The organism is Pseudomonas sp. FSL W5-0203 (genome assembly GCF_001896155.1).
Classification (GTDB): domain Bacteria; phylum Pseudomonadota; class Gammaproteobacteria; order Pseudomonadales; family Pseudomonadaceae; genus Aquipseudomonas; species Aquipseudomonas paracarnis.
In genome coordinates, this window is the sequence record NZ_MPOR01000001.1 from 362,138 (window position 1) to 387,444 (window position 25,307).

The 25,307-nt window shown below is 54.5% G+C and carries 28 protein-coding genes; 27 read left to right on the plus strand and 1 reads right to left on the minus strand.

Annotated elements, in window-relative coordinates; translation table 11 throughout:
• The 27 genes from pilO2 to BOP96_RS01890 all read left to right on the plus strand — a co-directional run bounded on the left by pilO2 (position 1) and on the right by BOP96_RS01890 (position 23,596).
• Entirely contained in the window at positions 1-1,332 is a 1,332-nt protein-coding gene (gene pilO2 / locus BOP96_RS01765) for a type 4b pilus protein PilO2 (RefSeq protein WP_073451705.1), read from the plus strand.
• Positions 1,322-1,894, plus strand: coding sequence for a type IV pilus biogenesis protein PilP (pilP, locus tag BOP96_RS01770; RefSeq protein ID WP_060765458.1), 573 nt, complete (start codon positions 1,322-1,324; stop codon positions 1,892-1,894). The genes pilO2 and pilP overlap by 11 nt, the downstream gene beginning before the upstream one ends.
• A gap of 12 nt (positions 1,895-1,906) precedes the next feature.
• Positions 1,907-3,466 carry a GspE/PulE family protein gene (locus tag BOP96_RS01775; protein WP_060765459.1) on the plus strand — a complete coding sequence of 520 codons (1,560 nt, stop codon included), beginning with the start codon at positions 1,907-1,909 and terminating at the stop codon, positions 3,464-3,466.
• Entirely contained in the window at positions 3,456-4,595 is a 1,140-nt protein-coding gene (locus tag BOP96_RS01780) for a type II secretion system F family protein (RefSeq protein WP_060765460.1), read from the plus strand. The genes BOP96_RS01775 and BOP96_RS01780 overlap by 11 nt, the downstream gene beginning before the upstream one ends.
• Positions 4,596-4,620: 25 nt before the next feature.
• A complete protein-coding gene (locus BOP96_RS01785; protein ID WP_175562970.1) occupies positions 4,621-5,136 on the plus strand; it encodes a type 4 pilus major pilin in 516 nt (171 codons plus the stop codon).
• A 10-nt stretch (positions 5,137-5,146) separates the two neighbouring features.
• Positions 5,147-6,088 (plus strand): ATPase, T2SS/T4P/T4SS family, encoded by a 942-nt coding sequence (locus BOP96_RS01790; protein ID WP_008437359.1) that lies wholly within the window; start codon positions 5,147-5,149, stop codon positions 6,086-6,088.
• Positions 6,078-7,394 carry a shufflon system plasmid conjugative transfer pilus tip adhesin PilV gene (gene pilV / locus BOP96_RS01795; protein ID WP_060765461.1) on the plus strand — a complete coding sequence of 439 codons (1,317 nt, stop codon included), beginning with the start codon at positions 6,078-6,080 and terminating at the stop codon, positions 7,392-7,394. Before BOP96_RS01790 ends, pilV begins: the two co-directional genes overlap by 11 nt.
• The gene (locus BOP96_RS29365) at positions 7,376-7,765 is read left to right on the plus strand and encodes a hypothetical protein (protein WP_127880780.1); all 390 of its coding nucleotides are present in this window, start codon (positions 7,376-7,378) and stop codon (positions 7,763-7,765) included. The genes pilV and BOP96_RS29365 overlap by 19 nt, the downstream gene beginning before the upstream one ends.
• Positions 7,766-7,822: 57 nt before the next feature.
• The gene (gene pilM / locus BOP96_RS01800) at positions 7,823-8,263 is read left to right on the plus strand and encodes a type IV pilus biogenesis protein PilM (protein WP_060765462.1); all 441 of its coding nucleotides are present in this window, start codon (positions 7,823-7,825) and stop codon (positions 8,261-8,263) included.
• A 931-nt stretch (positions 8,264-9,194) separates the two neighbouring features.
• Positions 9,195-9,494, plus strand: a complete 300-nt coding sequence (locus BOP96_RS01805) for a hypothetical protein (protein WP_073451708.1) — start codon at positions 9,195-9,197, stop codon at positions 9,492-9,494.
• Positions 9,495-9,798: 304 nt separating this feature from the next.
• Positions 9,799-10,050 (plus strand): hypothetical protein, encoded by a 252-nt coding sequence (locus BOP96_RS01810; RefSeq protein ID WP_008437363.1) that lies wholly within the window; start codon positions 9,799-9,801, stop codon positions 10,048-10,050.
• Between the two features lie 93 nt (positions 10,051-10,143).
• Positions 10,144-10,647 carry an STY4534 family ICE replication protein gene (locus tag BOP96_RS01815; RefSeq protein ID WP_008437365.1) on the plus strand — a complete coding sequence of 168 codons (504 nt, stop codon included), beginning with the start codon at positions 10,144-10,146 and terminating at the stop codon, positions 10,645-10,647.
• A gap of 97 nt (positions 10,648-10,744) precedes the next feature.
• Entirely contained in the window at positions 10,745-11,062 is a 318-nt protein-coding gene (locus tag BOP96_RS01820) for a hypothetical protein (RefSeq protein ID WP_032877888.1), read from the plus strand.
• 286 nt (positions 11,063-11,348) lie between these two features.
• Complete coding sequence (locus BOP96_RS01825; RefSeq protein ID WP_060765463.1) at positions 11,349-11,684, plus strand: hypothetical protein; 336 nt, start codon at positions 11,349-11,351, stop codon at positions 11,682-11,684.
• A 77-nt stretch (positions 11,685-11,761) separates the two neighbouring features.
• Complete coding sequence (locus tag BOP96_RS01830; protein ID WP_060765464.1) at positions 11,762-12,367, plus strand: DUF3275 family protein; 606 nt, start codon at positions 11,762-11,764, stop codon at positions 12,365-12,367.
• An 84-nt stretch (positions 12,368-12,451) separates the two neighbouring features.
• Positions 12,452-12,733 (plus strand): hypothetical protein, encoded by a 282-nt coding sequence (locus BOP96_RS01835; RefSeq protein WP_032877894.1) that lies wholly within the window; start codon positions 12,452-12,454, stop codon positions 12,731-12,733.
• A 72-nt stretch (positions 12,734-12,805) separates the two neighbouring features.
• Positions 12,806-13,411 carry a hypothetical protein gene (locus BOP96_RS01840; protein ID WP_060766608.1) on the plus strand — a complete coding sequence of 202 codons (606 nt, stop codon included), beginning with the start codon at positions 12,806-12,808 and terminating at the stop codon, positions 13,409-13,411.
• Positions 13,412-13,426: 15 nt separating this feature from the next.
• Positions 13,427-14,884: a DUF6094 domain-containing protein gene (locus BOP96_RS01845; protein WP_060765288.1), complete on the plus strand. Its 1,458-nt coding sequence runs from the start codon at positions 13,427-13,429 to the stop codon at positions 14,882-14,884.
• Positions 14,885-14,988: 104 nt separating this feature from the next.
• Positions 14,989-17,229 (plus strand): SNF2-related protein, encoded by a 2,241-nt coding sequence (locus tag BOP96_RS01850; RefSeq protein WP_060765289.1) that lies wholly within the window; start codon positions 14,989-14,991, stop codon positions 17,227-17,229.
• Positions 17,230-17,388: 159 nt separating this feature from the next.
• Entirely contained in the window at positions 17,389-18,105 is a 717-nt protein-coding gene (locus BOP96_RS01855; protein WP_038448855.1) for a hypothetical protein, read from the plus strand.
• 40 nt (positions 18,106-18,145) lie between these two features.
• A complete protein-coding gene (locus BOP96_RS01860; RefSeq protein WP_073451728.1) occupies positions 18,146-18,898 on the plus strand; it encodes a TIGR03759 family integrating conjugative element protein in 753 nt (250 codons plus the stop codon).
• On the plus strand, positions 18,883-19,440 hold the full coding sequence (locus BOP96_RS01865; protein WP_032877907.1) for a lytic transglycosylase: 558 nt from the start codon (positions 18,883-18,885) through the stop codon (positions 19,438-19,440). Before BOP96_RS01860 ends, BOP96_RS01865 begins: the two co-directional genes overlap by 16 nt.
• Positions 19,437-19,940: an integrating conjugative element protein gene (locus BOP96_RS01870; RefSeq protein WP_060765344.1), complete on the plus strand. Its 504-nt coding sequence runs from the start codon at positions 19,437-19,439 to the stop codon at positions 19,938-19,940. Before BOP96_RS01865 ends, BOP96_RS01870 begins: the two co-directional genes overlap by 4 nt.
• A 7-nt stretch (positions 19,941-19,947) precedes the next feature.
• A complete protein-coding gene (locus BOP96_RS29370) occupies positions 19,948-20,232 on the plus strand; it encodes a hypothetical protein (RefSeq protein WP_073451710.1) in 285 nt (94 codons plus the stop codon).
• Positions 20,192-20,602: an HNH endonuclease gene (locus BOP96_RS01880; RefSeq protein WP_060765345.1), complete on the plus strand. Its 411-nt coding sequence runs from the start codon at positions 20,192-20,194 to the stop codon at positions 20,600-20,602. The genes BOP96_RS29370 and BOP96_RS01880 overlap by 41 nt, the downstream gene beginning before the upstream one ends.
• Positions 20,603-20,605: 3 nt before the next feature.
• Entirely contained in the window at positions 20,606-22,822 is a 2,217-nt protein-coding gene (gene traD, locus BOP96_RS01885) for a type IV conjugative transfer system coupling protein TraD (protein ID WP_060765346.1), read from the plus strand.
• 18 nt (positions 22,823-22,840) lie between these two features.
• Complete coding sequence (locus BOP96_RS01890; protein ID WP_060765347.1) at positions 22,841-23,596, plus strand: TIGR03747 family integrating conjugative element membrane protein; 756 nt, start codon at positions 22,841-22,843, stop codon at positions 23,594-23,596.
• A gap of 418 nt (positions 23,597-24,014) precedes the next feature.
• On the opposite strand, the gene BOP96_RS01895 is transcribed toward BOP96_RS01890, so the two are convergent.
• Entirely contained in the window at positions 24,015-25,307 is a 1,293-nt protein-coding gene (locus BOP96_RS01895; protein WP_060765348.1) for a nucleotide sugar dehydrogenase, read from the minus strand.

Sequence of the window (25,307 nt, forward strand, 5' to 3'; positions counted from 1 at the left end):
ATGGTTGCGGAAACCTCAAAAAATGCACGCTCTGCTCGAGTCCAGGTACTCCAGTATCGAGGAAAATCATTTGTCACCGGTCTGCGCTGGCATCCGCTGGGTAGTGTCACCGGGCACATGAAGGAAGCGCGCCAGTACGGTCGTGAGCACCACCTCGACATTGTCGCCATTAGAAGAACACCAGCCATTATTCAGGCAGGTTTTGTAGCGCGCAGCGAGGAGGTCACCAAAGGGATGTACTCGCTCGCGGCCACCCTGGCTGGACAGCTGGGGGACTCATGGATCGCGGCCTGGAAAACTGAAAGCGAGATTGACCAATATGCCCTCGTTGCTGTGTATCAAGGTGGCGTGATCTCTGGCTGCGACATGATCGGCACTGGTGCTGAGGTCCGCCGCCGAGTCGCGCAACAACGCAGTCGTGGGATCAACTTCGACAACGAGTACCTGCCCCCAGAGTTCGATATGGGCGGTCAACCACTGGACGTGGAAGAGCTGCTTCAGCCGTCGCATCTAAAACGCGAGTACCGGCTACGGCCACTCGTCTTTGGGCTATCCAAACCAGAACTTGTACAGCTGGCGGTTCTTGGCGTGCTGATCGCTGCCGGCATCATCGGATGGGCTCAATGGCAGAACCATCAGGACCAGATAGCCAAAGAGGCGGCTTTCCAGGCTGAACAACAACGCCTGGCAGAGTTGGCCAGACTGCAGAAAGAATCCGGTATGGAACAGACGCCCCAAGCGCTTGAACACCCTTGGGCCAAACGTCCATCTGTTGCAGATTTCCTGGAGGGTTGCAGCAACGTCATTTATCAGTTGCCTCTGTCCATTCAGGGATGGCAGTTCACGAGTGCCGTCTGCGACGGTGCACAGGTCTTGTCGTCTTATAAGCGCTCGGGCAATAGCACGGCCGACAAACTGATACAGGCGACGCAGGGCCACTTTTCTGATCGGCCGGCCTTCTTTGACGAGGGCAACTCGGCCACGTTGAAATTCGACATCTCGCTACCCGCAGCCGGTGATGAGCCTCTAAAAGACGCCATCGTGATGTTGGCGAACCTGTCGTCTTGGCTGCACAGCTTCACTCAAACCCCAGTGCTGAAAGAAGTGCCGGTCGTTGTGCCCATTCAACCAGCGATACCGGGCCAACCTGCGCCACCGCCGCCCCCACCGCCTCAATGGAAGCAATTCGAGCTGAGCTATGCCACTGGCATTACGCCGCTGGACTCATTATCCGGCGCACCCAGTCAGGGCTTACGGCTGCGCGAAATCACAACCAAATATGAGACTGGCCACCTTGTCTGGTCAGTAAGAGGTGACCTTTATGCGAAATAAAGCGCTGTGCTTTTTGTGCTCCATCCTTGCGTTAGGGGCACCATCGAGTTGGGCAGATGAGAACACCCTATCTGGGGTGAACGTCGGCGAGCTGGCCCAGATTCAAAGCCAGACGATCTTGTTGAATGCCAAAGCCGAGAAGGCCAAGGCCGAAAGATCGATCAAGGGCGAAGACCAAAGTGCGACGACGCAGCCGTCAACTATGTTTTTTTCTCAAGGAAACCTCACACAGCCGGCTGCAGCCTCGGCGCACAGCAGTGATACACAGTCTGACTTGCCTGTCGTGAAAGCGGTATTCGGCTCAGCAAAACGGCTGCGTGCAACCCTGCTCTACAGCAGCGGATTTGAAGTAGACGCAGATGCCTCATCTCGGGAGTTACCCGGTGGCTATCGCGTGGCCATCCTCTCCGTCGAAAACGTGACTCTCGAGCGTGGCGGTAAGCGCTACCCCCTCGGCTTTTCCAGTACGCCCCCGGCCAGCTTGAGCAACGTCAACAATTCAGCCCCCAGCATTACCCCATCAGCACCTATGCCGCCTGGGCTGATCCCTGGCCAACGTTGATTGAGAAGTTCGATGACGATCCTGACTGAAAAACCAGATGTCATAGAGCCTGACAGTGATGAGTCTGCTGCAGTCCTACTGACGTCGCACCAAACATTGCTGACGGCCCCTGGTGGACCGTTTGAGCTGAAACCCGAGCTGCGTCAACTATGTGCGCTGACCAGCGATGGGATTTTGTATGTGTCAGCCCAACACCAAACGGATGCCTATGTCATGGCATTCGAGGACCAGCTGGAACACGAGAATCACCACTTTGAGGTCAAGGTCTGCTCGATGAGCACGATCAAGGCACTCTACCGCGCCAATGATGATGCAAATGGTAAAGCACTATCGGCGACTGAGACGAAGCGCCAGGCCCAGGTGGTGCAGCTTTTAGGAGAAGCCCACCGGCGCAATGCCAGCGACGTCCACTTTGTCGTAGGTCACGATATCACTCGAATCTTCTTTCGCATCCACGGGCTCTTGTGGGAGGCAGAACAGCACCAGAGCCAGGTGGGCATGGAGCTCTGCTCGTCCCTCTACAACAGCATGTGCGATGTCGCGAAAGACCACTACCAGCCGCAGGTGAGCCAGGACGCCAGGGTAAAACGCGCCTATGTGGACCAACTCGGTTTGTTCGGTGCCCGAGTCGCCACTCGGCCGCTCGTAGATGGCCCTCTGATGGTTTTGCGTCTGCTGTATGACGACAAAACCAAAATGACGCTTAGTGATCTCGGTTTCCTGACGCAGCAAATTGATGCATTCAGCCGCATCCGCAGCTTGCCTTATGGGGTGAACCTGATCACTGGACCCACCGGTTCCGGCAAATCGAAGTCGCTGCAGGTAAACCTGAACCTCTTGCACGAAGAGTGCGGTGGAACAAAACACATTCTGACGATGGAAGATCCACCTGAATATCCACTTCTCGCCAATCAGTCACCGCTGGGCGCCGGTGAAACCTGGAATGACGGTATCACCAATTCCATGCGACTCGACCCTGACATTCTCATGTATGGGGAGATCCGGGACCTTGCATCAGCACAAGCGGCTTTCCGCGGCGGTATGACTGGTCATCTGGTGCTGACGACACTGCACACCAACAACGCTGTAGCAGCTCTTCAACGACTGATCGACATGGGTGTAGACCGACACCTGGTTACTGATCCTGCACTGATGACAAGCGTGGTCAATCAATCCCTCTTGCCCGTGCTGTGTTCCCACTGCCGCGTCCCCGCACGCGACCATCTCGGGCAGCTCAACAGTGCGTTGGTGCAGCGCTTGCGCGATTTGGAAGCTATTGATGAGACCTACCTCAAAGGTCCTGGTTGCCCGCACTGCAAAGGCTTGGGCATCACCGGCCGCACAGTGGTTGCGGAAACTTTGCTCACCGACCTTGAGTTCATGCGCGTTTTCAATGGGCAGGGTGCAAGTGCGGCACGTCGCCACTGGGTCAAGGAAATGGGCGGTATAACCAAGACCGCACACACGATCATCAAACTGAAACAAGGCTTAGTAGACCCCCGCCACGCCGAGATGACGGTGGGGCCTTTGGACTTTGACAAGCAAATCCTGGAGCTCGCTCATGCTGAGTGACTTCAGAGCAATGCTGAATCGTTGGGCAGAGACCTTCTATGCCAAGCAGTTTGGCAAAAACGAAAGAATCCAGTTCTACGAGAGCCTGATGGGCATCCTTGAGGATGGTGTGTCGCTTGAGGACGCGCTGCATACGGTGGCAAGAGCGTTCAGCGATAACGGCCAGAAGCTACATCCGGTATCCCTTGCATGCAGGGATATTGCGCAATCGGTGAAAGGCGGGAAATCCCTGAGCATTTCCTGCGAAGGCTGGGTTCCCTATGACGAGAACTCTCTGATCGCTTCCGGGGAAGACACCGGCAACCTGGTGCAGGCATTTCGGGACTGCGTGAGGATCATCGAAGTACGTCAGCGGATTAGCAAACTCGTGGCATCAGCCACAGTTTTCCCCTCCGTGGTGTGGAGCGTCATGGCGGCATTGCTGTATGTGATTGCAGTGTGGATGGTGCCCTCCATGACACGACGCTCCAATCCCGAGGCGTGGACCGGCGTGCCGGCCTTCCTCTACGCCCTATCGAATTTCGTGACCCACTACGGACTTGTGACGCTGATAGCTGTGATTGTCTTCATCCTAATATCGATAGTGACTCTCCCCGTCTTTTGCGGACTTCAGATCACGGCCGCCAGTCCGTCGTGGAAGCTGCAGTTGAACAAGCTGCTCCAGATCCTGCGAGTGCGAGCAGAGAGGCTCCCGCCTTGGTCAGTCTACAAGGCACTCCACGGTTCGATCTTTCTGCTCAACATGACTGTGATGCTGCGCTCCGGCATCAACCAACTCGATGCGTTGACCTCTCTTCAACGCAATGCCTCTCCATGGTTGAAAGAGCGCCTGAGCGCCATTCATTACGGAGTGAGCGCCGGCAAAAACTTCGGTACCGCATTGAAGCTTGCGGGTCATCAATTCCCAGACCCCATGGCGATGCATTTTCTGGAAGTGCTCGCCACCCGCAAAGGCTTCGCTGAGTCGATGGAACGGTTTTCCAATCGGTGGCTGGAGCAAACACTTCAGCGCGTCGAAGCCATCGCCAAATCTCTTATCGGCATGTCCTCCATGGCCATGGGGGTCATGATGATTCTGGTAGTGATCGGGATCTTCCAGTTGGCCGGCAATGTGACTGCAACGCTTTAAATCAAACCTAAATGAGGTACTGGAAATGCCAACAAACACTCCAAACAAACAACGCGGATTTCTCTCCTTGGACGGGATGTTCTGGTTGATGCTGATCGCGGTGGCACTTGGTTTCATCGTGTTCATGGGCTACAGAACGTTCGGCAGCTCTGACGTCACTATTGAACAGAGCAATCTCGGCACGTTGCTGAGCAATACAAAACGACTGAAAAGCACCACGGGTTACGCCACGGCAGGCACCAACTTGGCGCCTTCTTTGATCAACCTCGAGGCAACTGGCGGCATGAGCATCAACGGTAATGCCCTGTCCAACCGCTGGAACGGCGCAGTGACCGTGATGAGCAACGGCATGACCTTCACCATCACAGAATCCAACCTTCCAAAAAATGCCTGCATCACCCTTGCGTCGAACATGGCCAAGGACAAACAGACAACGACGGCGATCAACGGCGGCACTGCAATTGCCGGCGAAATCACTGCGGTGGCAGCTGCGACCAGCTGCTCCTCGGACGCCAATACCATCGCTTGGACTTCGTACTAAGGAATTCAGTGTGAGCGTGATCTCTGATGCTGAATTCGTCGACCTGTACCTCGGCGATGGATTTGCCGACGCCAAAGGTCTCCCTGGGCAGGCACGAAGGGTGGAAGCGCCCGCCGAATGGCGGGCAGACCTTGAGCGCTTACGGGCGCAGTGCGAGGAAAAGCACAAGGCAACCCAGGATCCAGAGTTCGCCCTAATTGAAGATGGCGTCGTCCTTCGTGTAACCCAGTTGCTGGATTTGAATGGCAAGCCTGTGTTTGTCGTAAGCAAATCCTCAGTCCAGATCCGTCCATTGGACATGCTGGGTCTGCCCGACTATCTGCAGGACGCGCTGATGAGTGACACGGTTCGCGGCCTGATATTCATTTGTGGGGAAATGGGCACAGGGAAAACCTCCAGTGCTGCATCACTGGTGAAAGCTCGCCTTGAGGCCTGGGGAGGCATTTGTGTGGCTGTCGAGGATCCCCCAGAACCGTTTTTGAATGGTCGGCATGGCAGTGGGCGCTGCATTCAAGTTCCGGTCTCTCGCCGGATGGGGGGATACGAGGAAGCGTTGATTCTAGCGCTGCGCACAAGAGCCGATTTCCTGTTCGTGGGAGAAATTCGCGACAGCTCGACAGCAGCACAAGTAATTCAAGCCTCGATCAATGGCCATCTCATCATCAGCACAGGCCATGCAGGCAGCGTTACTCAAGGCATTGAGCGTATATCAGCCCTGGCTCAGCCGTTACTCAATAACGCCCGAGAGCTGCTCTCCAAGGGGTTAGTGGCCGTTCTTCACCAGTCCTTATCAAGCGGCAACGAAGGGAGTCGTCGATTAACCCTCCAGAGCCTGCTTTTCACGGGCGATGACGGACCGGGCATCCGAGAGAAAGTCCATGCAGGAAAGATCACGATGCTCGATCACGACATCGCTCACCAATCATCAAGGAGTCTCTGGAATGACCAGTAGGAACAAGCAGCGGGGCTTCTTGAGCTTGGACATGGCGATCGGATTGGCCGTTTTTTCCGTCGTCGTCACTTTGGCGATCGCATGGCAAATCAAGCAGATGGACTCTCAGGACTATCGAATTGCTGCTGATCAACAGAGAACCATTTCAGAGGCATTGGCCAAATATCTGAAGGATAACTACAGCGTGGTGCTGGCCAACGCGGCAGCAACCGTACCGGTGCAAATAACCGTTCCGATGCTCGTCAACACCAACTACCTTCCTGCAGGTTTCAGCCCCACTAACGCCTTTGGGCAGACCATTCTCGGCCTCGCCCGGAAACCCAACCCCAATCAACTGGAAGTGATTGTGGTTACTACTGGTGGGCAGACTATTCCAGAAATGGGTATCCGAACCATCGCCGAAAATCTCGGAGGGCCTGGTGGCTTCATCTCTTCAGCCAACCCGAACATCGTCCAGGGCGTGAGGGGTGGATGGCAGGTAGCACTGAGTAACTATGCTATAGCTCCTGGCCCAGGACATACAGCTAGCGCACTTTTCCTTATGGATGGTGTGTTGGCTAATGACTATCTATATCGAAACGCAGTGCCAAACCGTCCAGAATTCAACACGATGAATACTGATATCACGATGGGCAACCACAATATTAACAACGCAGGAAATATCACAGCCTCAGGCAACATAACGGCTAATGCCGACATTACAGCTCGAAACGTCATCGCCACAGCCAATGTAAATGCCGCTACTGCAACCATTACCGGTGATACCAGCACAGGTGGTTGGTTCAGAACACGTGGTGACACAGGATGGTACAGCGAAAAATGGGGAGGCGGAATTTATCAAAATAGCCCCAACTGGGTCCAAGTTTACAACGACAAAAACTTTTCAACCGGTGGTGAACTATGGGGTGGAAAGATAACCTCGACTGGCAAGATAACGGCCTATGATCGCATTCAGACAAATGAATATTTGTCTCTGGGAGGCATTGCTACCGAGGGGCAACAGTGTAGTGACCGAACCCTTCTTGCAAAAAGCGCCGCGGGAATAACATTGTCCTGCGAACAAGGCTTATGGAAAAGACCAGGTGGGTGGGAATTCCAGCTGATCCAGGGTACCTGCCAGGCGCCTGCCAGAGGAAGTGTGACCTGCTCGCTTGGCGACACTACATGGAAGTCATGTTCTTTAACTGGCGCTTTTGGCATCGGAGATAGCGAGACTGGGTACATCTTCAGAAATGCAAGTGGATGGTTTCTCTCCACATCTCGACTTTCCTGGCCAGGTCTTTTCTATTGGAGCTGCTTCAAATAAAGCATCCATTTATAAAATTTCAAAAAACGTTTTATTGTATGTTTATGGGGATTATTGCAGTGCAGACGCTTGAGAATAACGTTGAGTATAGCGCTGGAGAATTACAGACCTGGCTAAGCACCCGAAGCAGGATATGCTCAACTGTGCTATGGCGTCGCGCATTAGAAGGAAAAGAGGCATTCGAGGTCGGCGACTTTACTTACAAGCTACACCCAACGCCCTCTGGCCGTTATTTAGTGAAGAAGATCGCCACTATGGAATTAATTAATCCACAACGCAAACCAATGAGCATCAAGCGAGCCGCAAAGTGGACTGTCGTTGCGCTTGGCCTAGTAGGAATTTGCTTAACATTGATTTTCCTCACGAAATAGGTTTGTTATTGACGCGTAGGTGGTAACAACCACCATTCTGTGGATGGAGCTCATATCATGACAATGCAATGGCTCGTTTTGATGGTTGTGCTCATTGCCTCCAGCATTTTCATGGAGAACCAACATCAGGACCAACGTATATCCGACTACGCTACCCTTGACTCGCTGGGTCGCGGCTTTCTGGTGTACCGATCTGCCGCTACCGAATATGCCCAGGCCAACCCGGGCTTCAGTGGGGTACCGAGCGATTCTGCGCTCAACCTACCTGGGTGGTTTGTGAAACCTGTGGGCGTTGGCTCTTACATCTCATCAGGAACGGCCTATACTTATTTTGATGGGGCTGCACCGTCAGGCTTGCCTTCTGTGCTGGTAGACCTGACAAAGACAACTACCATTGGTTTAAAGCGTTCAGGAATGCTGATTTCACAGATAACTGGGGCGACCGGTATAGCAATTCCGTCCCCCATTCCCGAAGGTGCGGTCGTCGCCGTCAATTAGTCTGGGTCGACCGACTTTGAAAGGCCCCGGGTTGCATAAGCTCCGGCCTATCAACATAATGATCACAACAACGTTTCCACCCCGTTGGCTACTGGCGGTCATCAGTAGCGCCCGGTGATGCGGCTTGCCTCATCACCAACCCCAAAGCACGCTTAGCTCCGGGAAGGGCGTGCGGACCTGGTTCAGAGCTCTCCCTGTGTCTCCCTGTTCAAGCCAGACACGCAGCCGTCTAACTCGTGAATTGCGAGTTCAAAGGCACATAGGGCTCTGTTGAGGTTCGAAGCACCGTAGTCTAAGGGCCACACTGGTGTTGTGGCCCACACTTTTTAAAGCTCACACAATAGGTAGCCTGATCATCTTGCAAAGGATGATCAGGCTACCTATTGGTAGCTGCTTTTCCTTGCCGGTGGCCCGCCGGCGAAACGCAGGGCTCCCTTTGTGCGCGGATGCGTGCCTTATGCTAGCTGGCCTCAGCCACGATAATCGGCCAGGTGTTGGAAGTAAGACGTTCAGATCACAGCCCAGGGATCAACAACGCCTTCACCCCGCACAGGTGGTATTTTTTTCTGAAAGACGCTACTTACTACATCCGAGAGTGACTGTTGACCCAGCTACTCTCGGTAGCTTCTCCTGTCGACCTGAATCTGCTTTGCCCTCCGCGAAATATCCCTCTCCGCTTGACACATCACCATCCCCCCTTCGATGATATGGACGTGCTTTGCTGACGTCGTCAGCATCATGCCCAGGCAGTCAGGATCTTGAAGACTGCGACACGATGTTCGTGTCAGATCCGCCCAAGACCGCTGAGCTTCTGGTAGCGCGGTCGGTCGACAATCGTCGATGGAAGCACCTTATGCAACTCACCTCGCGGGGAATCACTTCCCCAACGGGGTCAGTGGGTTCTCCGCATTCAACCTGCAGGAGAATCACCATGTCCAAACTTGCTTATGGCTTCGGTTTCGCGCTTGGCACCATCACGCGACAGTTTCTGCGTGCGGTAAAGAAAACCAGCGCTGCGCCCACAGCTATCCATACCAAAGCAGCTCCGTTGCTTCCACCGCCCTGCGTACCTGAGCGTCTCGTACGTGAGATGGATCATGTGCCGGCAATAACTCGTAAAGGTGTCGACCTGAACCTTTGGTACGCGGCTAACACTCGAGTGGTCGAAAAGCCTGCTCGGAAACCGCGTAAGAAGCCAGCTGCACGCTCTTTGGTGCCAGCAACTTGCTAAGTCTGCGCCCTTCGCCTCTGTAGGGAACCTTCCCAATGGGAAGGTTTCCTCAGAGTTTTCATGGTAGGGGCTTGACAAGCGACAATCGTATTTCCATGATCTGCACATGTATCGCTGACGTCGTCAGCAACATGCCCAAGTAGTCTGGATCCGCAAGACTACGATGCGGTTTTCCGCATTGATCCACTCCCAAGATCGCCATAGCTTCCGGTAGCGCGATCAGTCGACTTAGTCGATGGAAGCACCTTTCCCACCCATGACGGGCCTACCCCGTCAGGGCAGGCCTCTCACTTTTGGAGGTCTGATGAAAACTGAACTGGCTCTCTACCAGGCGTTGATTTCGATTAACGTCCCGGAACAGAAGGCAAATGCTGTTATTGAAGCTTTGGAGACCGACATGCTTTCACGTTTGGCTACCAAGGCAGATTTAACTGCTCTTGCTGCAGAGTTCAAATCTGAGATTTCACAGCTTGAAGTCAAGCTCACCATTCGCATGGGCGTCATGTTGTCTGCAGCTGTCGGTGTAATGATTGCTGCAATGAAGCTGATGCATTAAAACCTTAAGCTCCACCCACCCTCGCGGGGAATACTTTCCCCCTAGGGCGAAGTGTTTCTCCGCTTTCTGTTATTTCGAAACTGGAGAATCACCATGAGCACTAATCAATCCAACGAAGCAAAATTCTTCGACCTTCACACCACTGGTATCGGTTATCTCAACCGTATCCGTGAAGTGAAACCTCGCGGCAAAGGTAAGCCATTCATGGCAGTTACCGTTGCGGCTCTGCGCGGCTCGATGGATGATGCCGAGTATTCCTATATCGACTGCAACGTGGTCGGCGCTGAAGCTGAAAAGCTGATTCGTCGCAGCCAAGCAGCCGTTGAAGCCGGAAAGAAGGTCCTTGTGAGCTTCCGAATCGGTGATATCTGGACCGACGCATTTACCTACGAAAAAGGCGATAAAAAAGGTCAACCTGGAGCAAGCCTCAAGGGACGCCTGTTGTTTATCGGCTGGATCAAGGTGGATGGGGTAACTGTCTATGAAGCCAAACCGAAAGACTCTGCTGAGCCCCTTCCTGCCCAGGATGGCGCTGCTGGAGATGATTCGGATGACGCCCAAGGACAACCAGAACCTGAACAACGTCAATCTGCATGATTGAAATCATGGCGCCCCCCTGGGCGCCTTTCAATATTCTTACCGAAGGGAACGCCTCACTTCGGGATTGGTGATTTCCGAACCCTGGAGATAAACCATGATGATGAATCCTCAACGACTGCCGCTGCTGACCGAAATTGGTCTTTTAGCTGCTCAAGCTAGTGTTTACAGCGAGCTGGATAAACTACTTCCGAGCAACCCGGCGCTCGATCCCGATGACGACCCGCGCTACACCCTTACTTCTGACCTTTGGTTAGAAGTTCTGGATGGCGTTATCTCATTGGCAAAGATGGACCATCGAGATGAATTCACTCCCAAAAACAGCCCACTGTTATCGGAGTACGGACTTCTCAAGGAATATCGAAGAGCTCGCTGGGAACTGGAAGATGAACATATTCATCCCGAATACTACTAACTCGCTATTAACACACTCTGCAAACTCTGCATCAGTCTCTTCAACTGCTACTTGCGCAGCGGAAATGGAGAAGGCGCAGAAATCAATCAACCTCTGGCTTTCTCAAGGGGCAGAAGCGGAAAGGATGGGCGACACATTCTGGGCAGAGTTATCGGCCGAGAAGGTGACTAAGTACCAATCGATTCTAGCAAGCCTTCGAAAGACAGCATAAATCACACAGCAAACAATACCCCGCCGGGAACCATCTCCCGAACGGGCCAGGTGGTTTTCGCACCTGGAGATAAACATGCAAACCACCACTAACCTCGTGTCGTCTGACCTGCTCAAGCTTCCGGTCGTTTTAACACCTCGGGCCTGGCAGGAAGCGGTGCATATTGAAAACCCACAGGATGCAAGTGTTGTCAGTAAGCGACTGGGCGAAGTTGTCCTGGAGGCCTACCGAGAACTGCATTTGCAACCTGACAGCACACAGATCCATTTCGGCCTCTATCGTTTATTGCCTGCCGGCAATAGCACTGATCGGGTCTGGCTGGACCTAAAACTTGACCGCATAGAATCACCGCCAGGCGTTTTCTATCTGTACATCTCACTCAAGGATGAAACTCATACTTCTTGCCCGTAATCCTTCGACATTCACAGCACTACCCAAAGCCCGACATCTGTCGGGCTTTTTTCATTCGTAGCAGTGTGGAGCTGCCCATGATCAACATCCCCGGCCAACTGGCCATCCGTACCATCAGCGGCCGTAATGGCGAATTCAACGTCGGACGGCTCTCGACCTCTATCGGTGAGTTCGTGATCAAAGACGCACTCCTCGATCAGTACGATGAAGGCAAATACCGAGGCGACTTTCTGATAACGGAGATCCGTCCTTCGTATTACTCCACAGCAGGCCGCCTGGTCGTTGAGATCCGTGCAAAGCTGGAAAGCATGAGCCTCGACGACGTCGACAATCTGACACCAGAAGACGCCGCCAGGCTCTCGCCAAACGAGCCTGACCCTATGGATGAAGAGTCTTGCTCCAACCTCTCCAAGCCAGTGCAGCGGAATAATCCGCCCGCCGTCCCGGCTACCCGTAAACAGGTATCAAAAGAGGATGCCCCGTTTGGAATGACCCCGACCGGCGGAACCAACGACCTCGAGGCAGATGCCGAGTTGTTCGGCACAATCTGGCCTCTAAGCGATACAGTCAGGCTGGACACAACTGTTGATCGTCAGCAACTACGCCAACAGTGCAGTCGGCTCTCTGAGCTCGGCTATGTACACAACTTCAAACTGCAGGTATGGAATATCTCCAATACCTAACGAAGCCCGCGATACGCCAAGCCAATCGGCACAACCCATGAGGGGCTCCCTCTTGGGCGCTCCTCGACTTAGCAGGAGCAGCACATGAATCCAATCTTCAATAACCTGACCCAAGAAATCCTTGAAAACATCGAAGATCAGCTCGCCAATAACGAGGTGTCGACGAATGAGGAGCTTTGGGACTTCTTCGTAGAGGAGCTCGAAATGACGGCAGAACAAGCCGATGCCGCCGTTGCCCTTCGCCACAAATACCTAGGACAAATTTTTCTCACTGGGCACAGCCCTCTATTTCAAGACGAGACGGTCTCGTTTGACCCGAACGATAAAACGTTCAAATCGGACAACCTGCTGTTTCCCAAGCAATAACACTTACTGCTAACACCCCCGAGGGGCTCACCGCCCCTCCGGGCGGGTTCCCCCTCCATTGTGGAGGTTCCCATGCCCAGCCCTACCCCGCTCTTCCCAATCGAGGAGTGCAATGATCTTTTCGTCGACGCTTGCGCGTGTGACGAACAACGCAACCTGGTGTTCCTTTCTGCATGGGGTCGAGACACGGCGCTGCAGGAGTTCCTTGCCAGGCTGACCCTCGGCACGACAGAAGATGGTCTAAGCCAGTTTCACATCGTTGTAGATGGCCGAAGTCTTCCTGTTTTCCCCAACATCGATCTGTTGGAGAAGCGCACCACGCGACAAATGCGCGGTACGTTATTCGGCAGCTTGATTCACCTCTGGTTGTTTGACCGACGCTGCGTACAGCCGGATCGGGCCAACCACTTCGCCTACGCCCTTCTTGAGAACGGGCAGTCACCTCATCAACGGCTTTGGCCGTTGATACAGGACACCTGTCCATTACCGCTACTGCCTCATTGGCAGGAGCAGGTAATGGGGTTGCTCACCCAACACGACATGCTGCAGCTGTTACCTGGAACGTCCGGTGCTGTTGCGGCATGGCGTTTGACGTTGCAACTCGACGTTCTCGAAAGAGCCCTAGGCGAGCTCATTCGCCAGGGGCAGCTCTCAACCCACGCTCAGTTTGAGCATTGATCCAGGAGCCTCACCATGGCTTTGATGTTCCCACGATTGGCGCGCAACTTCGCTCGCAATGGCTACTACCCCACTGACGAAACGACGCTGGAACTCACCCTACTAGCGTTGGCACCATCCCCAAGCGGGAAGATGCGGATCTTCGATCCCTGTGCAGGCGAAGGCGTTGCCTTAGCTGAAGCTGCTCATGCACTCGGGCGTGACCGCGTTGAGACCTACGCAGTCGAGTATGACCAGGAGCGTGCCAAACACAGCAAGACACTGCTGGATTGCGTGCTGCACAGCGACTTGATGGACACCATGATCAGCCGCCAGGCCTTCGGCTTGCTCTGGCTCAACCCGCCCTACGGTGACCTGGTCGCTGACCATGCAGGTGCATCTCAGTACCAAGGTAACGGCCGTCGGCGCCTGGAGAAGATGTTCTATCAACGGACGCTGCCACTGCTGCAGTACGGGGGAGTCTTGGTGCTGATTGTTCCGCACTACGTGCTGGACGATGAGCTGTGTGGTTGGCTATGCAATCACTTTACTGAACTGCGGATCTACAAAGCCGCTGATCCAACCTTTAAACAGGTAGTGATCTTCGGTATACGAATCCGCCGGCAGGACCTCGCTAGACCGCAAGAAGTCAAAAACGTACGCGCACGCCTTCAGGCGATCGGTGCCGGCACACTGAGCGCGGAAGCGTTACCAACCAGTTGGCCATGGGAGCCCTACAGGGTTCTCCCGGCATCCAACGAGCTGGATCACTTCTACCGTATCAGCCTTGAACCTGAACAGCTCAGCGAAGAAATCAAAAGACTTCGTGGCATGTGGCCTGACTTCACACTGCACTTTGGTCAAAGCGGCGCTCAGCCGCGACCTCCCGTGAGGGAGCTGTCGCGCTGGCACTTGGCGTTGGCATTGGCTGCCGGTGCGATTTCCGGCGTAGTGAAATCCAAAACCGGCCGAGTATTGGTACTCAAAGGCGATACCTACAAAGATAAGGTCCGCAAGACCGAGTTCACCGAAGACCAGGACGGCAACGTGTCCGAGGTAAGGATCCTGACTGATCGTTTCGTGCCCATCATTCGGGCATGGGACATGACGCCAGGCTCTGCCAACCAAGGCCGCGTGATCACCATCAGTTCGTCGGCGGATACGCCGCATGAGCCTGATGAGGCGGTGACACAGCCAACACTGACCCCACCACCACGAGTGACATTTGAACCTGGCCGCTTGGTGCTGACCCAGTCAGTGCACCACCTGATTGAGCATGGACATCTCGATCCAAGCACTTACTTGCGACGGCATTTCTCCGGTGACTGGGGGGAACTGCCCAAAGAAGACTGGAGCAGTAACCAACGGGCTTTGACCTACGGGGATCGATTGTTCTCCTGTTATGACATATGCGCCGGCGATGAGACCCGGCTCTGGATCATCACCGAAGCTGACCGCAGTGCAACAACCGTGTTGCTGCCATCGGACTACTGACCCACCACGCCAACCTGGCCATCCGTTAACCAACCCGCAGGGTATTCACCATACCCGTCGGGGTGTCGTGCATGCCCTGTTTCGTTCCTATTGGAGAAACACTCATGAACGACCTATCCCAAGTCTCTGTATCGCCCTTGGCCATCGGCCTGACGGAGTTCATCGACGAATTCGGTGATGAATTATTGGACTCCCTCAATCGCTCTAACCCACCGGTTTATTCCGGCAGCATCAACGAAGCCCATCAACGGGTTATGAGCGAACTCAAACGCCAGCCGTTCCCTGCTCAAGCTGATGTAGTGCAGGCCGTTGCAGCTTTATTGCTAGACCGCAACGAGCAGGCAGCCGTTATCAATGCAGAAATGGGCACTGGGAAAACCATGATGGCCATCGCTGTAGCCGCTGTCATGCACAGTGCGGGCTACCGCCGCACTTTGGTGGTTTCGCCTCCGCACCTGGTCTACAAATGGCGACGGGAGATACTCGAAACCATCCCAGACGCACGCGTGTGGGTTCTCAATGGACCCGATACGCTGGTTAAGCTGATCAAGCTACGTGACCAACTGGGGGATCCTTACGATGGCCGTAAAGAGTTCTTCATTCTCGGACGCGTGCGAATGCGCATGGGGTATCACTGGCGTACGGTATGTTGGCCACGTCGCGCCAGCGGCGGATACAACTTCGCAGGATGCCCCGACTGCGGACGCCTTCTGGAGGACTTAGAAGGCAACCGTGTGACTGTCGAAGAGTTTCACCGAGAGGAACGCCGTCGGAGCTGCCCTTATTGCCAAGGACAACTCTGGACGCTGATGCGCCCGGGCAAAGCCGACAACGGAACTCGTCGTGCGACCATACTAAAATCGATGTGTCGGATTCCGACTATCGGTCCAGTACGTGCGGACAAATTGCTGAATGACTTCGGGGAGGACTTCCTCGCCTCGATGCTGATCGACAACGTCAGCGAATTCATCAATCTGATGGACGCCCAGGGCAATTTCATCTTCAGCGACCGCCAAGCCAAACGCATGGAGCGCGCCATGGCCAACATTGAGTTTGGCTTTGGCGAGGGCGGTTACCAACCCACCGAGTTCATCAAACGCTACCTACCAGACGGATATTTCGACCTGCTGGTGGTGGATGAAGGACATGAATACAAAAACAGTGGCTCGGCCCAGGGTCAAGCCATGGGTGTATTGGCAGCGAAAGCACGTAAAACCGTGCTGCTGACAGGCACCCTCATGGGTGGCTATGCCGATGATCTGTTCTACCTCCTGTTCCGAATACTTACCCGGCGAATGATCGAGGACGGTTATAAACCAAACGCGCGCGGAAGTATGGCTCCGGCCGCGATGTCATTCATGCGCGACCACGGCGTATTGAAGGACATTTACACCGAGCGGGACAACGTGTCACACAAAACAGCCAAGGGAAAAAAACTCTCGGTGCGAACGGTGAAAGCCCCAGGCTTCGGCCCTAAAGGCATTCACCGCTTTGTGTTGCCGTTCACCGTGTTTCTGAAACTTAAAGATATCGGTGGCAACGTGTTGCCGGCGTACCAGGAGGAATTTGTCGATATCAGCATGTCTGCACAACAAGCGTCGGCCTATCAGCAATTGGCAGGAAAACTGACGCAGGAACTTCGCCAAGCATTGGCCCGTCGAGACACTACCTTGCTAGGGGTAGTACTCAACGTGCTGCTGGCTTGGCCTGACTGCTGCTTTCGACCGGAGATCGTTAAGCACCCTCGTAGCAAAGATACCTTGGCGTTCGTCCCCTCGATCTTTGCAGATGAGCAAATAATGCCGAAGGAGAAAGCACTGCTCGACCTCTGCCTCACGGAAAAAGCCAAAGGCCGGAAGGTTCTGGCCTATACCGTGTACAGCGGCACGCGAGACACCACCTCTCGCCTGAAACGACTGCTGGAGCAATCTGGTTTAAAAGTAGCGGTCCTGAGGGCGTCAGTGGATACCGCCAGGCGCGAGGATTGGATCCTCGACCAGGTAGACAGAGGTGTCGACGTACTGATCACTAACCCGGAGCTGGTCAAGACCGGGTTGGATTTGCTCGATTTTCCGACCATTGCGTTCCTGCAGACGGGGTACAACGTATACACCTTGCAACAGGCAGCTCGACGGTCATGGCGGATTGGGCAAAAGCAGCCGGTGCGGGTGGTTTTTTTTGGCTATGCCGGCAGCTCTCAGATTACTTGCCTGCAGTTGATGGCCAAGAAAATCGCCGTGGCTCAAAGCACGTCGGGAGATGTGCCAGATTCTGGTCTCGACTCGCTGAACCAAGATGGTGATTCAGTTGAAATGACACTTGCAAGGCAGCTCATTGCTTCATAGTTTGACGGCCACCTTCGGGTGGCCATTTTTTTATAACGATCCCAATTTACCAGCGGCCAACTCGACACTTCAAAAACCATGCGTCCTGGAAAACCTATTTCCTGATGCACCTAAGAGACCGGTTTGAGAGGGTGTATTCGCTTTTGCGCGAGGACGCCCATGAACCTACCACGCCCTACTCGAACCACAGCGATACTCAGTCTGTGCCTTGCATTATTGGCAGGCATTCTGGGTTATGAGCATCATCAACTCTCCCAACTCAGCAACAGCTTGGCTGCGACTGCAGACAAAGAGTCGCTCGATGCGTTGTTGACGCGGCTGGGCAAAGTCGATGAGCGACTGGACACGGTAGCCGGCAACCACCTGGTGACCAATGAGGACTTCCGAGCCGGGCAGCAGGCTTTATCGAATCGAATTGATGCCGCACAAGCGTATGCAAAGCAAGCGACGGAGTCTGCGCAAGAAATCTCTCAAAATGCTGCGTCTGCTGGTGAATTGGTAGTCCTCAAAGCCAGCGTCGAAACACTCGATAGCCGTCTTCAAGAACTCAGTCAATCACGAATCAAACAAACCACTGCTGTTCCCCTCAAGCCCAAGCCTAAGCCCGTTGCCCGCCAACCAAAGCGGCCAACACCGCCCGCTACCACCACTGTCACACCGCAAACACCCCCTTTTACCGTTGTCGGTATCGAGTATCGCGGCGGTGAACGCTTTTTGTCAGTAGCACCGCCTGGCAGCACGCAGTTGAATCAAATTTACCTTATCCGACCTGGTGACGCTGTGGCGGGCACCGCCTGGCGACTCAACGCGCTGGACGGAAGATCCGCACGCTTTGACGTGGCCGGAACACCTCAAACCGTAACCGTCGCGCAATAGGACCTCCTTTATGCACTCCCCTACCACTTCCTCGAAAACAATGAAGCCCAGGAACATTTTGGGTTTCATTGCAGGCTTGGTCACCTTCGCGTTTACATACGGCTGTCATGCGGCTTCGGGGCAATCAACGTCGATCTCGAACACTCAGAACAGTGAAGTTCACAACTCTTCTCAAGGAGCCAGTCAGACAGAACTCGCCCGCGAGTGGGGATTAACCCCCCAAGAATGGTCCCGCTTTCAAACTGTGATGGAGGGTCCTCGCGGAATCTATTCGCCAGGCCTGGATCCTCTGACAGCACTTGGCATCGAAGCGAAGTCGGAGGAGGAGCGCCGACGCTATGCAGAGCTGCAGGTGCGAGCCGAGCGACAGCGTATCGATAAGGAACTGGCGTACCAAAGGGCCTATGACCAAGCCTTCGCACGTCTTTACCCCAATGAAAAAGTCATCCAACTATCGTCCAACCCTGCATCTGCTCCAGGCTCGGGAGCGGTAACTGCTGTGAAAGGCACTGGACGACTAGCCGTTTTTGTTCAAGACAGTTGCAACGCATGTATTGACCGCGTCAAAGACTTACAAAACCAGAAACAGTCCTTTGATCTGTACTTCGTTGGTAGTCAAGGTGATGACGAAATAATTCGCCGCTGGGCCATCTTGGCCGGAGTCGAACCGGCCAGCGTGAGAAGCCGACAGATCACACTGAATCACGATGCCGGTCGATGGCTTGGCCTTGGACTCGGCGGTGAGCTGCCGGCCGTGGTACGCGAGGTGAATGGTCAATGGCAGCGTCTGTAATTCGCGCGGCTTTAACGGGGGGGCTACTGCTCACCGCGGCATTTGCTAACGGTGCCGAGGTTCCGCCACCGGCCTATCAGTTGATTGCCCTGCCTGCCGGCGTTCCGTCCGAGGTGCTGTACTCCGTTGCACTGCAAGAGAGTGGCACCCGACTTCGCGGCCAGATCGTCCCCTGGCCCTGGACGTTGAATGTCGCCGGCGCCGGATATCGCTTTGCGACACGCAGCGATGCTTGCAGAGCGTTGATGATCGCCCTTCAGACCGCAGGCCCAAGTAGGGTCGACGTCGGTCTTGGACAAACCAACATCGGTGCCAACGGCCACCGTTATAGCTATCCCTGCGAAGGGCTGGATCCGTACAAAAACCTCTCGGTTACGGCCCAGATCCTGGCTGAGCAAAAAGCTAAAGGAGGCGATTGGATCACCGCTGCTGGCCGGTACCACCGCCCTGCCGGAGGTGAACCCGCTGCCCGCTACCGACGAGCTTTTGCCAAACACCTCAGCCGGGTCACCGGTATCAACCTGATGGCGAATAATCCATGAATAGATTGCTGCATCTGCCTGTTTTGCTGTGTTTGGCCTCCCCCATAGCGGTGCATGCCACCTCGCTGATTGTTGTTGAAGACCGAGGGGGTGTTTCCGCTCTGCCCTACTACCAGGACTTGGCTCCAGAACCTACCGAGCAGTCCGCACAGTCAGACAATATTGGTGTGCGTGGGCAAGGCTCGTTTCCAGTGCGCTCTGACCAACTGACGCCTGGGCAGGTCCAGGGCCGGGTAATCAATGCACCAGGCCTGCAACCATTGTTTCTTGTAGGCGACGATGAAAGCTCCAGAAAGTGGTTATCTCAGCGCCTCGATCAGTTACAGCAACTGCAGGCCGTTGGCCTTGTGGTTAACGTGGCCAGCGCCGAGCGGTTTGCCGAAATCCAACGATGGGCAGGAAATCTACAGGTGGTCCCGGCACCATCAAATGATCTGGCACAGCGCCTGGGAATCCAGCATTACCCGCTGCTGATCACTGCCACAACGATCCAGCAGTAACCAGGGTATGGCCTCTCTTACGCACATCACCTTGGTCATCAAGCAACCAGATGACCCACGAGCAGGCCAACTGCTTTTTGAACAGGTCACCTATGTCGCCAAGCTCTATGGCGGCACCGTCATCGCCCGCGTACCTGGTGACGAGGTGGAGCTATGTCAGCGGCTAAAAGAACGCCTGCCCGAGGCAGTTGAGCAAGCGAGGCAAGAGTTGGCCAATTCATCATCACCCATCAAAGGAGAATCCCGGCCCCATGAAGCTGACCAAGAAGCAACGCTGCGAGCTTCACGCTAAATTCGCGGGCCATTGCGCATACTGCGGGGTGCTGTTGGGTGACCGGTGGCATGCGGACCACATGGAAGCAGTATGGCGAGAACCAGAGAGGGTGGACGGCAAGTACTCAGGTGCCATCATTCTGGGGCGGCCAGAGAACCACGCCATCAGCAACATGATGCCCGCGTGCGTGCCGTGTAATTTGAGCAAGGCAGCGATGCCATTAGAGGTCTGGCGAGAGCGCATTGCTGGACACGTCAACTCCCTCAACACCTACCACCCCATATACCGCCTGGCCAAGTCCTATGGGCTGATCGCTGAGACAGGCAAGCCAGTCGTTTTCCATTTCGAAACAGTGGGGCCACTGTCCCCTTTCACTCATAGGAAGTGATCCATGGCCACCTCCTACACCATTGAGTCGTTACTACGCCCTGCTGTTGAGCTGTACACAGTTTGCGTATGTGCCGCTGCGGCGTTGCTCTGTATTTTCGCGCCCTGGGCGGTTGCTCTGACGCCTTTATTCGGCATGGTTGCCGGTACAGGCTTTCTGGGTCTAGGGTTCGTCCGGCTCAAACAAGCATTGGTGGTGCTGCGTTACCGGCGCAATATTCGGCGCCTACCCCACTACACCATGACCAGCAAAGACATGCCGGTCAGCAATGAGCGGCTATTCATCGGTAAAGGCTTTCGCTGGACCCAAAAACATACTCAGCGGTTGATGGAGACTTACCTCCCAAAATACGCCGAGTATGTCGAGCCCACGTCTATCTATACCTTTGCTCGCAGAATTGAGGAGCGTTTGGAGTTCGCGCCCTTTCCACTCAAATTGCTGTCAAAGGCTACCTCGTGGGATGTGCCATTTAACCCGGCGCGTCCACTTCCTCCAGTCGGGGGGCTACCGCGCTTACACGGTATAGAGCCGAACGAAGCGGATGTCAGCCTGCCACTGGGTGAGCGGGTTGGACACTCCCTTGTATTGGGGACTACTCGTGTTGGAAAAACCCGCCTGGCAGAGTTGTTTATCACCCAAGACATCAGGCGTACCCGCCGTAGCCCCCGGCGCCGCGTTCATATGGGCCGACGCGTGCAACCCGTTCATCGAAGCCAGCGCAATGTAGAACTGGACCTGGGCCGCGAAGTGGTGATTGTCTTCGATCCTAAAGGCGACGCAGACCTCCTGAAGCGCATGTACATCGAATGCAAGCGCGCAAACCGACTGGAGGAATTCTACGTGTTCCACCTGGGCTGGCCCGATCACTCCGCTCGCTACAACGCCGTTGGCCGGTTTGGTCGGATCTCGGAGGTTGCCACCCGCATTGCCGGCCAACTTTCGGGGGAAGGCAATTCCGCGGCATTCCGGGAATTCGCCTGGCGTTTCGTCAACATCATCGCGCGCGCCCTCGTGGCACTGGGACGTCGGCCGGACTATGAACAGATCCTCAAGCATGTGACAAACATTGACGCGCTGTTCATCGAGTATGCGCAGAAGCACTTTGCTGAAAATGATCCCAAAGCCTGGCAAACCATCGTTGAGCTGGAAGGAAAGATCGATCGTAAGAACCTCAGTTTTGCCATGAAGGACCGACCGCTACGCGTGGTGGCCCTGGACATGTACCTCACTCAGCAACGCATCTCCGACCCAGTGATGGAGGGTCTGCGATCAGCGGTGCGCTATGACAAAACCTATTTCGACAAAATCGTGGCCAGCCTACTGCCGTTGCTGGAAAAACTGACCACAGGCCGGATTGCAGAGCTGCTATCTCCCGACTACATGGATCTTGAGGATCCACGCCCGATCTTTGACTGGATGCAGATCATCCGCAAACGGGCAGTGGTCTATGTCGGCCTGGACGCTTTATCAGATACAGAGGTGGCCGCAGCCGTGGGCAACTCGATGTTTAGCGACCTGGTGTCAGTTGCGGGCCACATCTATAAGTTTGGCATCGATGATGGCTTGCCCGGGGCAACCGGGGGCAAGGTAGCGATTAACGTGCATGCGGACGAATTCAACGAACTGATGGGCGATGAATTCATACCGATGATCAACAAAGGCGGCGGTGCCGGCATGCAGGTCACTGCCTACACCCAAACCATGAGCGATATTGAAGCAAAAATCGGTAACCGGGCTAAAGCTGGCCAGGTCATCGGTAACTTCAACAACCTGTTCATGCTACGCGTACGTGAGACTGCAACCGCCGAGCTGCTGACCAACCAGTTGCCCAAGGTCCAGGTGTTCACCAGTACACCCGCAAGCAGTGCAAATGACGCTATTAACGGCAACGCTGCTTTCACCTCTAACACCCACGATCAGATCCAAAGTGTCAGCGTACCGATGATCGAACCGGCGCATGTGGTTGCCCTGCCCAAGGGGCAGTGCTTTGCCCTGATAGAGGGGGGGAATTTGTGGAAGATTCGTATGCCGTTGCCGGCAAGCGATCCCGATGAAGTGATGCCCAAGGATCTTCAGGCCTTGGTTGAGGGCATGCGTAAAGGATCCGGAACCAGCAGCGACTGGTGGCAAGCGCCGGGATTTGACGCATTAAGTGAGTCGCTTCCCGATGACTTGGTAGACGACTTCCGCCAGATGGCCAATAACGGAAAAGCCGCATAGGCTTGAAGGAACAGAGCCATGGCCGATATCGCGGAAAAAGCCCAGCAACAACAGGAAGGTCAAAAAAACTTCCTGGGCATGCTGTTCTCTACCCCTTTTCATTTCTTGGGGGTGATGTTCGGCTCCTTGCTCGGCGCCATCGTCGTTGAATGGCTGTGCATGTACACGTTCTGGCCGGATGCCGGCTGGAAACATGCTCAGCAGATGTTCCAACACGAACTGGGTTGGCTGTCCCAGGATCTGCTGCACAGCGTTGTCATCAAAGAACCGGGGCGTACGGCAACCTGGCTGGCACAAACGGTCTATGACTGGCTGATGGTGAAAACCGGCATGCAGGACAACATAAATGCACTGACACAGTACGCTCGCTCAACATCACCACAACAAACGGGAACCTTGAACCTTCGCTACGAACTCGGTCGGGCGATGATCAAATTTCAGGACTATGGCTTAGCCGCGTTATACACAGTGCTGACCTTCTGTGTGCGAATGGTCATTCTGGCGTTGACGATTCCACTGTTCGCACTGGCGGCGTTCACTGGCTTGGTCGATGGTCTGGTGCGGCGTGATCTACGAAAATTCGGCTCCGGCCGCGAGTCAAGTTACCTGTATCACAAAGCCCGGGGGACGATCATTCCGCTGACCATCGTGCCCTGGACGGTCTACCTAGCCATTCCGATCAGCATCAGCCCCCTGCTTATTTTGCTGCCGTGCGCGTCGTTATTGGGCGTGTCGGTTTACATCACTGTCTCAAGCTTCAAAAAATATCTTTAGGAACTGCACATACAGTAGATTCAAGAATATTGGCACATTTTTCTTCTACCGCTGAGACGCCGAAGGACTAGACTTTTGCCGGAACCGGCAAGACCATAATAGTGGTTGGCTACGCCATCCACCATCTACGCCGCGGAAGAAATATCAAGACGACACAGCAATATCAATGCCTTTTCACATTAAAATTTAAATTATTTAATAGGTAAAAAATAAAAACAAGATGAGCTTTAAGCCGATATAGAAATCTACATGCCGCTACAAACATTTACGAATCAGATTGGAGCTTAGAGGTCTGAGTCCTGTGGAGCACAGGACTCTAGTACGGCGGGCAAAGCAGGCTTCTGATATTTAGGGGCAAAGATATCATCGTTCGTAGTATCAGAATTCGGTCCTCAGCTAACCATCCGCTTGAATTGAATCAGAGTCGCCAGAAACTGTAGCCGCGATCAACAAACTGCTGTCGGTCAAGTATCGACTTGACATCGACTATACAGCCACGTGGTGCTAATTTCTTGCTCATTTTTTCCATGGATCGAGTCTTAAACTCGTCATGGGGAACCGCTACCACGAGGGCGTCGGCTTGGGGCAACTGCTCCCACGGCGTCAACGTCAGGCCATATTCGCGCTGGACCATCGCCGTATCCGCCAATGGGTCATGGATATGCACCGTCACACCATAGGAAACCAATTCATGCACGATGTCGATCACCTTTGAGTTCCTGACATCACTGCAGTTTTCCTTGAAGGTCACCCCTAGCATATTGACCGTGGCGCCTTTGATCGGGCGACCGGATGCGATCAGCATCTTGATGGTTTTTTCGGCGATCCATTTACCCATCCCGTCATTAATACGCCGACCCGCGAGGATAATTTGCGGATGATAGCCGGTGGTCTCGGCTTTATAGGTCAGGTAGTAAGGATCTACACCGATGCAGTGGCCACCGACCAGGCCCGGTTTGAAGTCGAGAAAATTCCATTTTGTATTGGCGGCCTCCAGCACTTGGGTGGTGTCTATCGACAGACCGGAAAAAATGATCGACAGCTCATTCATAAGGGCAATGTTCAGGTCGCGCTGGGTATTCTCGATGACCTTGGCCGCTTCAGCCACTTTGATCGAGGGAGCCCGGTGGACACCCGGCTCGACAATCAACTCATACAGGCGCGCGACGCAATCGAGCGAGTCACTGCAGTCACCGGATACCACCTTGATCACCCGCGTCAGCGTATGAGTTCGGTCTCCCGGATTTATCCGTTCGGGCGAATAACCCACATTGAAATCGCGCTTCCAGGTCAGTCCGGAATGCAGCTCCAGCATCGGCACGCATTGCTCTTCCGTCGCCCCTGGGTACACCGTTGACTCAAAGATCACCAAGGCACCGCGCCTCATATGCCGCCCTACGCACTCAGTGGCTCTGAGCAAAGGCGAAAGATCCGGCTGATGGGCAATATCGACCGGCGTCGGTACGGCCACAATAATGATATCCGCCTGGTTCAGGCTCTCGGGAACGTGGCTATAGGACAGGTGAATGGCGGCCTGCAATTGCTGGGAGGTCAACTCGCCACTGGGGTCGATCGCATCGCGGTAATGCTCAAGCGTGGTGGTGGAAATGTCGAAGCCAATGGTGTGCATGTGCTTGCCGAACTCAACCGCCAACGGCAACCCGACATACCCCAGCCCCACGACAGCAACGGTTCCAAATGTACTGTTCAT

What these genes read in the sequence shown, in the direction of transcription:
- pilO2 (WP_073451705.1), top strand. Translation starts at nt 1, where the DNA reads ATGGTTGCGGAAACCTCAAAAAATGCACGCTCTGCTCGAGTCCAGGTA.
- pilP (WP_060765458.1), top strand. Translation starts at nt 1,322, where the DNA reads ATGCGAAATAAAGCGCTGTGCTTTTTGTGCTCCATCCTTGCGTTAGGG.
- BOP96_RS01775 (WP_060765459.1), top strand. Translation starts at nt 1,907, where the DNA reads ATGACGATCCTGACTGAAAAACCAGATGTCATAGAGCCTGACAGTGAT.
- BOP96_RS01780 (WP_060765460.1), top strand. Translation starts at nt 3,456, where the DNA reads ATGCTGAGTGACTTCAGAGCAATGCTGAATCGTTGGGCAGAGACCTTC.
- BOP96_RS01785 (WP_175562970.1), top strand. Translation starts at nt 4,621, where the DNA reads ATGCCAACAAACACTCCAAACAAACAACGCGGATTTCTCTCCTTGGAC.
- pilV (WP_060765461.1), top strand. Translation starts at nt 6,078, where the DNA reads ATGACCAGTAGGAACAAGCAGCGGGGCTTCTTGAGCTTGGACATGGCG.
- pilM (WP_060765462.1), top strand. Translation starts at nt 7,823, where the DNA reads ATGACAATGCAATGGCTCGTTTTGATGGTTGTGCTCATTGCCTCCAGC.
- BOP96_RS01805 (WP_073451708.1), top strand. Translation starts at nt 9,195, where the DNA reads ATGTCCAAACTTGCTTATGGCTTCGGTTTCGCGCTTGGCACCATCACG.
- BOP96_RS01810 (WP_008437363.1), top strand. Translation starts at nt 9,799, where the DNA reads ATGAAAACTGAACTGGCTCTCTACCAGGCGTTGATTTCGATTAACGTC.
- BOP96_RS01815 (WP_008437365.1), top strand. Translation starts at nt 10,144, where the DNA reads ATGAGCACTAATCAATCCAACGAAGCAAAATTCTTCGACCTTCACACC.
- BOP96_RS01820 (WP_032877888.1), top strand. Translation starts at nt 10,745, where the DNA reads ATGATGATGAATCCTCAACGACTGCCGCTGCTGACCGAAATTGGTCTT.
- BOP96_RS01825 (WP_060765463.1), top strand. Translation starts at nt 11,349, where the DNA reads ATGCAAACCACCACTAACCTCGTGTCGTCTGACCTGCTCAAGCTTCCG.
- BOP96_RS01830 (WP_060765464.1), top strand. Translation starts at nt 11,762, where the DNA reads ATGATCAACATCCCCGGCCAACTGGCCATCCGTACCATCAGCGGCCGT.
- BOP96_RS01835 (WP_032877894.1), top strand. Translation starts at nt 12,452, where the DNA reads ATGAATCCAATCTTCAATAACCTGACCCAAGAAATCCTTGAAAACATC.
- BOP96_RS01840 (WP_060766608.1), top strand. Translation starts at nt 12,806, where the DNA reads ATGCCCAGCCCTACCCCGCTCTTCCCAATCGAGGAGTGCAATGATCTT.
- BOP96_RS01845 (WP_060765288.1), top strand. Translation starts at nt 13,427, where the DNA reads ATGGCTTTGATGTTCCCACGATTGGCGCGCAACTTCGCTCGCAATGGC.
- BOP96_RS01850 (WP_060765289.1), top strand. Translation starts at nt 14,989, where the DNA reads ATGAACGACCTATCCCAAGTCTCTGTATCGCCCTTGGCCATCGGCCTG.
- BOP96_RS01855 (WP_038448855.1), top strand. Translation starts at nt 17,389, where the DNA reads ATGAACCTACCACGCCCTACTCGAACCACAGCGATACTCAGTCTGTGC.
- BOP96_RS01860 (WP_073451728.1), top strand. Translation starts at nt 18,146, where the DNA reads ATGAAGCCCAGGAACATTTTGGGTTTCATTGCAGGCTTGGTCACCTTC.
- BOP96_RS01865 (WP_032877907.1), top strand. Translation starts at nt 18,883, where the DNA reads ATGGCAGCGTCTGTAATTCGCGCGGCTTTAACGGGGGGGCTACTGCTC.
- BOP96_RS01870 (WP_060765344.1), top strand. Translation starts at nt 19,437, where the DNA reads ATGAATAGATTGCTGCATCTGCCTGTTTTGCTGTGTTTGGCCTCCCCC.
- BOP96_RS29370 (WP_073451710.1), top strand. Translation starts at nt 19,948, where the DNA reads ATGGCCTCTCTTACGCACATCACCTTGGTCATCAAGCAACCAGATGAC.
- BOP96_RS01880 (WP_060765345.1), top strand. Translation starts at nt 20,192, where the DNA reads ATGAAGCTGACCAAGAAGCAACGCTGCGAGCTTCACGCTAAATTCGCG.
- traD (WP_060765346.1), top strand. Translation starts at nt 20,606, where the DNA reads ATGGCCACCTCCTACACCATTGAGTCGTTACTACGCCCTGCTGTTGAG.
- BOP96_RS01890 (WP_060765347.1), top strand. Translation starts at nt 22,841, where the DNA reads ATGGCCGATATCGCGGAAAAAGCCCAGCAACAACAGGAAGGTCAAAAA.
- BOP96_RS01895 (WP_060765348.1), bottom strand. Translation starts at nt 25,307, where the DNA reads ATGAACAGTACATTTGGAACCGTTGCTGTCGTGGGGCTGGGGTATGTC.